The following is a 5,858-nucleotide window of genomic DNA, read 5'->3' on the forward strand; positions in this document are numbered from 1 at the left end:
CCTGCCGGGTAATATAGCGGATAGTGTTCAGGCTTTCAGCAGGTACTGATGGAAACGGTATTACAGCAGGTACCAGCACCGTAGCACTGGTATCGGAAAACATCACACTATTGATGGAAGCCGGTACGCCGTTAAAAGATATCTGTACCGCATCCTTTAAATTATGTCCTATCAACACTACCCACTGGCCGGTGGTAATAGTACCAACGAGGGTATCTTCAGGAGACGCCGCATAATTTCTAACGCTTGTTATTTCGGGAGCTCCAGCCGTTACATCCTTTTTACAGGATTGCATATTTGCAAAGGCCGCAACAATGCCAAAAAACAGCAAACTTTTATAGATCTGATTGAATATTACTTTATTCACGGTATAATAGTTTTAGTATTTTTTTAATAATATGATACCGGGGGTTCCTGCAGTTTCGGATTGGCAGTTACCTCAGAAGAAGGTATTGGGAACGTAAAGCTCTGAATAGTGGGAGGAGTAATAACTCCATATGGATCAGCAGGTGTTAAAACACCGTCCGGCAACGTAAAGGTAACACGTGCTTCACCTTTTAATTTACTGATTGCCTTTGCCGGGTTATAATAAGACAATCTCACCAGGTCTGTCCAGTATTGGCCCTCTCCTGCCAATTCAATTCTTCTTTCAAGCAGCACACTGTCGGCATCAATTTTAGGAGCTGGAAGCATCCCTGCTCTTGTGCGAACCTTGTTAAAATATAAAAGTGCATCAGCGTTGCTCGTGGAACCATTGTTACCCAGTATGGCTTCTGCATACAGCAGATACACATCTGCCAGTCTTAGTAATGCATTATGCTCCGTAGAAGAGGTTTGAGTCATAGTAGGTGCACTATTGTCCTTGTTGGTGCCGATAATATGTTTTTTCAATGCGCATGCCCCGGTAAATTTAAATCCGCCACCGGCGGCATTCAACTCGGGGTAATAGTCGCCATTGATCATAAAAGTAGCTTTACGCCTTACTGAATCTCTTGTAGCGTATAACTTATACATATCTACGGTTGGTCCTATGCCAAACCAGCCGGCCGATCCATTGGCAGATATTTCGACACTCGTTGAGTAGATCTGCAGCATATTACCTTCAAGCCAGGCGCCACCCGGCGCCCATTGTAATGCAAACAATGACTCAGGATTATCATTAAACTGGGCTTTAAAAAGATCGGCATAATTACCTAGCAATGCCAGGCCGCTGTTTTTACATACATTTCCTGCATACTTTGCCGCGCTGTCAAGGAGTTGCTGATTTCTTGTTCCATTCTGATTTAAACCCGCGGCCGTTAAATACACCTTCGCTAACATGCCTTGTGCCGACCAGGTGGTTACTCTTCCTGCAACATCTGATGCAGGGAGATGACCGGCTGCAAATGTGAGGTCATTGATCGCAAACTTATATACGTCTTCTGTTTTTATACGATTAACCAGGGGAGAGATAATCAATTTGCTGTTATCTTCAATAACAGGAACTGCGCCCCATAGCACTGCGAGATTATAATAGGCAAATCCGCGTAGAAACCGGGCCTCAGCAATAGCAGCATTTTTATCCTTACCAGGAATTGTATCAGGCGCTTTTTGCTGGATGGCGCTAATGGTAACGTTGCAATGCGCGATGAGTTTATACATTGATTTCCAGTTGGCAATCATAATCCCGTTCATGCCGGTAACGGTGAAAGTATTCAATTGCACTGCATCTCCCCAATAACCAACTGCCATATTTCCACTCAACACATCTCCAACAGGTAAATAACAGTTATAGTTCCAGTCGGCCCAGGGGGTGCCGGCATACAATGCTGCTGTTGCCAGCCTTAAATCGCCGGTGCTTTGATAAAAATTATCGGCGCTTATCTGTGACAGCGGCGGACGATCCAAAAAACTTTTGGAGCATCCTGTCATTGCCATTATTATTAACAGGAACACAATTATTTTATTCAATATTGATCTCATAACGATTGATATTAACAGATGAATATTTATTTATTCAATTTAATGCTGGCACCAATGGTAAACACCCTGGGCTGGGGATAATAACCACCATCCACACCGGCAGTCAGCGGGTCCCATGATCCGATTTCAGGGTCCATTCCCTTGTAGTTGGTAATGATGAAAGCATTTGAAACATTGACGTACACTCTCAGGTACTTGATACTGGCCTTCGAGATCAGGCTTTCGGGGAGGGTATACCCTAAAGAAATATTCTTACATCTCAAAAAAGATCCGTCTTCCACGAACTTATCAGAGTTCCGGTTATTATCATTGGTGTTATCATTCCTTATTCCCACAATCCTGGTGTTGGGGTTTGTTACCTTTATATTATTGATATCAGTGGCACTTCCTTCCGGATCAATTAAAGTAAGTTTCGCATAGTTCATTAATGACCTGAGATATCCATAACTGGTACCCGGATATTCACCATTTATACGAAGCTGGTTATATACTTTATTGCCAATGTTGGCAGCGAAAAATATATTCAGGTCAAAATTCCTATACGAGAAAGTATTGTTGAAACCAATCTGGTATTTAGGCACGGGAGAACCCAAAAACGTTTGATCATGTTCATCAATCACGCCATCGCCATTAAAATCCTTAAATTTCAGATCGCCATACCAGATGCTTCCACCGGCAGCCCCAACAGGTAACGGCACCCCATTTTTTGTTGGCAAAGCGTGGGTCTTGAAATCTTCTGGTGTTGCAAACACTCCTCCATCGATCACATACCCGTAAAACTCTCCGATAGACCTGCCCACAACGGTTTTGCTGTATTGCCTGTCAAGCGAAGCGCCATCAGTATTAAGTTTTAATACTTCGTTAATATTGCGGGAAACCGTTACATCTGTTTTCCAGGTAAAATATTTTCTTTTAATGTTGGTAGAACTGATCCTGAAGTCAAAGCCTTTGTTATTAACTGTACCCACATTTACGTATGGGGCATCCAGTGCACCCGGCGCATAGCCAATAGACGTACCGGAATACAGGGGCAAAGGGATCTGCAACACCAATCCATCCGTTTTACGATTATAAAAATCCACAGAGAAATTTATTCTCCAGTTAAAGAGCGTACCGTCCAGTCCTATATTTGCATACTTTGTTTTTTCCCATTGTACATATGGATTACCCACATTCTGGGTTAATTGCGCAATGCCTGTAAGCCCGGTAGCAACGGTAGCCAGCGTTGATGTATAGGCATAATCCCGGATATTCTGGTTGTTCGTTAAACCATAACCTAATCGCAGCTTTAATTCATTGATATTTTTTACGGTTTTCAGAAACTCTTCATTATTCATTTTCCAGGCAAAGGCGCCGGACCAGGTATTCACCCAGCGGTTCTCAGGAGCAAACTTTGAAGACCCATCTGCCCGCATATTGGCAGTAAACAGGTATTTATCGTTGAGGCCGAAGTTCAGGCGGCCGAAGTAAGATTCCTGGGCATTTTGTCCTTTACTGCCAGCGTTGGTAGCGGTGGTAGGATCTCCGCTGCTGATCACCTGTACATTATTGGAAGGAAAATTAGTTCTGCCTGCAGAAGAATTTTCATTGGTGCCCAATTGCGCTTCATGCCCCAGCAACAAATTTACATTGTACTTATTTTTAAACAAATGCGCATAGGTCAGAAAATTCCTTATGGTACTATATATGTTCTGGGAAAAATTATAAGATGCGCTGTTAGTATTATTTTTTACAAGCCCAAATGTATAGGAGGGATTAAACCGGTCTTCTGTGGCCATCGAAAAGCTTCCTGTTGCTTCATTCCGAAGGGTGAGGTCTTTGGTAAATGCAATTTCTGCATATAAATTACCAAAAAGCTGGTTCCTTTTTACTTCATCTTTATTAATAAGGGCGATGGCATAGGGATTTACGGTAGGATTAACCCATCCATTCGGATTATAGGCGCCCCCCCAGCTACCATCTTCATTTTTCACCGCTATATCCGGTGTCTGGCTTAATGCCGTATTAATTACATTTGAACTGGTGGAGTTTACGCTTTCTTTAATATTAACCAATTGCAGGCTGGTACCGATCTTTAACCAATTGGTTGTTTTGTTATCCAGATTCAATCTTACTGACATCCTCCGAAAGTTGGATCCAAGCGCAATACCTTCCTGGTTGAAATAGGAACCGGACAGCAGGTACTGTGTTCTGAGATCCCCTCCGCTAACGGTGAGCGTGTGACTGGACATCGGGGCATTTCTAAAAAGTTCTTTCTGCCAGTTGGTGCCCTCACCCAGGTACTTCGGGTTCACAAATTCCGGGCGGGTATCAAAGCCCCAGCCCAACCCGGTGTTCCTGTCATTTATAAAGCTGGCATATTCTCTTAAATTCATCAGGGGCAATCTTTTGGGTATTTGCTGGTAGCCCGTGTACATATCGTACGTAATGCTGGGCGGAGCTATCTGTCCACGCTTGGTGGTGATCACTATTACCCCGTTGGTGGCCTGGGAACCATAAATGGCCGTTGCGGAAGCATCTTTCAATACGTCAACAGATTCAATTTCAGACGGATTGATGCCTGCCAATGGATTCACACCGGCGCCTAATGTGGCGGTGCCGCCAATAATAATCCCATCGATAACGTACATAGGCGAGCCGCCTCCAAAAGAAGACAGGCCACGGATCTGAACAGACACCGCTCCGCCGGGCTGACCGGATATTTGCTGGGCTACCAGTCCCGGAACTTTTCCCTGCAGGGCCTGGTCAAAGGTTACCGGTTGTGTTTTACGGATTTCATCGCCGGAAACAGAAGATATAGCGCCGGTTACATCAGGGCGTCTTACTTTACCATAGCCAATTACTACTACATCTCCCAGTTGTGAAATGTTTTCAGTTAGTGCTACTTCAATAGAAGTGCTTTTATTTATTACCACTTCTCTTTTCTGATAACCTATTATTGAAATCACCAATGTATTTCCGGTAGCAGCATCGATGGTAAATTTTCCCGCTTCATCTGTAATAGCAAAGCGATTGGTATTTTTTAAGGCAACGGTTGCCCCGGGGATGGCAGAGGAGTTATTCTTATTGATGACCCTTCCGGTTATTTTTATTGTTTGTGCAAAAAGTTGGGGGCTGAAAAGGAATCCCAAAAGGATACCCAATAGCGGCAGTATTCGCGAGCGAATCATTTTGGTTGACTTCATTTTATAATTTTTTACTTAGGTAGATGATTATCCCCGGTAAACGGAGATGACATTTCATTAGGTCAGAACATTCATAACGGGAGCCAGGCTATTAAAGTGGCCATTCTTTCAAAAGCTGGTCTTATAATCCATTTATTAAATATGATCTGATAACTTTAAATTGAATCGTTGAGGTGAGTGAAATAATAAAGAAATCATAACGGTAAAAGGGAGACCTGGTTCTGTCCAATAAACAGAATGGCCCGCCAGCAATTCCCTGAAGCGGGTACAGGCTGACATGTGAAGCGGTTGTAATTGTAGTTTCATATACGTGGATTAAATGTTGTAAAGCTATAGTTATAACAGCTCAATCATGGGGTCCGGTTGATTCAACCAGGGGTATCAGATGTTACAAATAGCCAATCATTTTCCAGATACCCTGGTCCCTACCTGTATGGATATCTTTTGTTTCCACAACCTTGAGGCTAAAATGGTTTTGGTGGCGTTCACGCCACCATTTTGAACCATTACATACCCGGCAATGGCTGATACGGCAACATTTGTTCCCTGGCAAAGCAAATCCCCGTAAGGGATGCTTCTGCGACAAATTCCAGTCGCCTTTCATAATATTAGTTGCTGTAAAGCTACTGCTGCACTACAAGAAGAGAGGGGGTCGAATGATTCAACTACGGGGCTCAAATGTTACAAATGGACGCATATTACTGCCGATAC

General features: G+C 43.4%; 3 protein-coding genes. All 3 read right to left on the reverse strand.

The features are described 5' to 3' along the window. The coding region (locus tag VN105_RS03210) for a hypothetical protein (protein ID WP_325637859.1) at positions 1 to 367 on the reverse strand (367 nt) is incomplete at its 3' end. A gap of 23 nt (positions 368 to 390) precedes the next feature. Then, positions 391 to 1,962: a RagB/SusD family nutrient uptake outer membrane protein gene (locus tag VN105_RS03215; protein WP_325637862.1), complete on the reverse strand. Its 1,572-nt coding sequence runs from the start codon at positions 1,960 to 1,962 to the stop codon at positions 391 to 393. Positions 1,963 to 1,988: 26 nt separating this feature from the next. After that, entirely contained in the window at positions 1,989 to 5,147 is a 3,159-nt protein-coding gene (locus VN105_RS03220; RefSeq protein WP_325637864.1) for a TonB-dependent receptor, read from the reverse strand. Positions 5,148 to 5,858 lie beyond the last annotated feature (711 nt).

The organism is Chitinophaga sp. (genome assembly GCF_035564935.1).
GTDB lineage: Bacteria > Bacteroidota > Bacteroidia > Chitinophagales > Chitinophagaceae > Chitinophaga.

Bases quoted from the DNA above. Each gene is read 5' to 3' on its own strand.
- VN105_RS03215 (WP_325637862.1), bottom strand. From the start codon at position 1,962: ATGAGATCAATATTGAATAAAATAATTGTGTTCCTGTTAATAATAATG.
- VN105_RS03220 (WP_325637864.1), bottom strand. From the start codon at position 5,147: ATGAAGTCAACCAAAATGATTCGCTCGCGAATACTGCCGCTATTGGGT.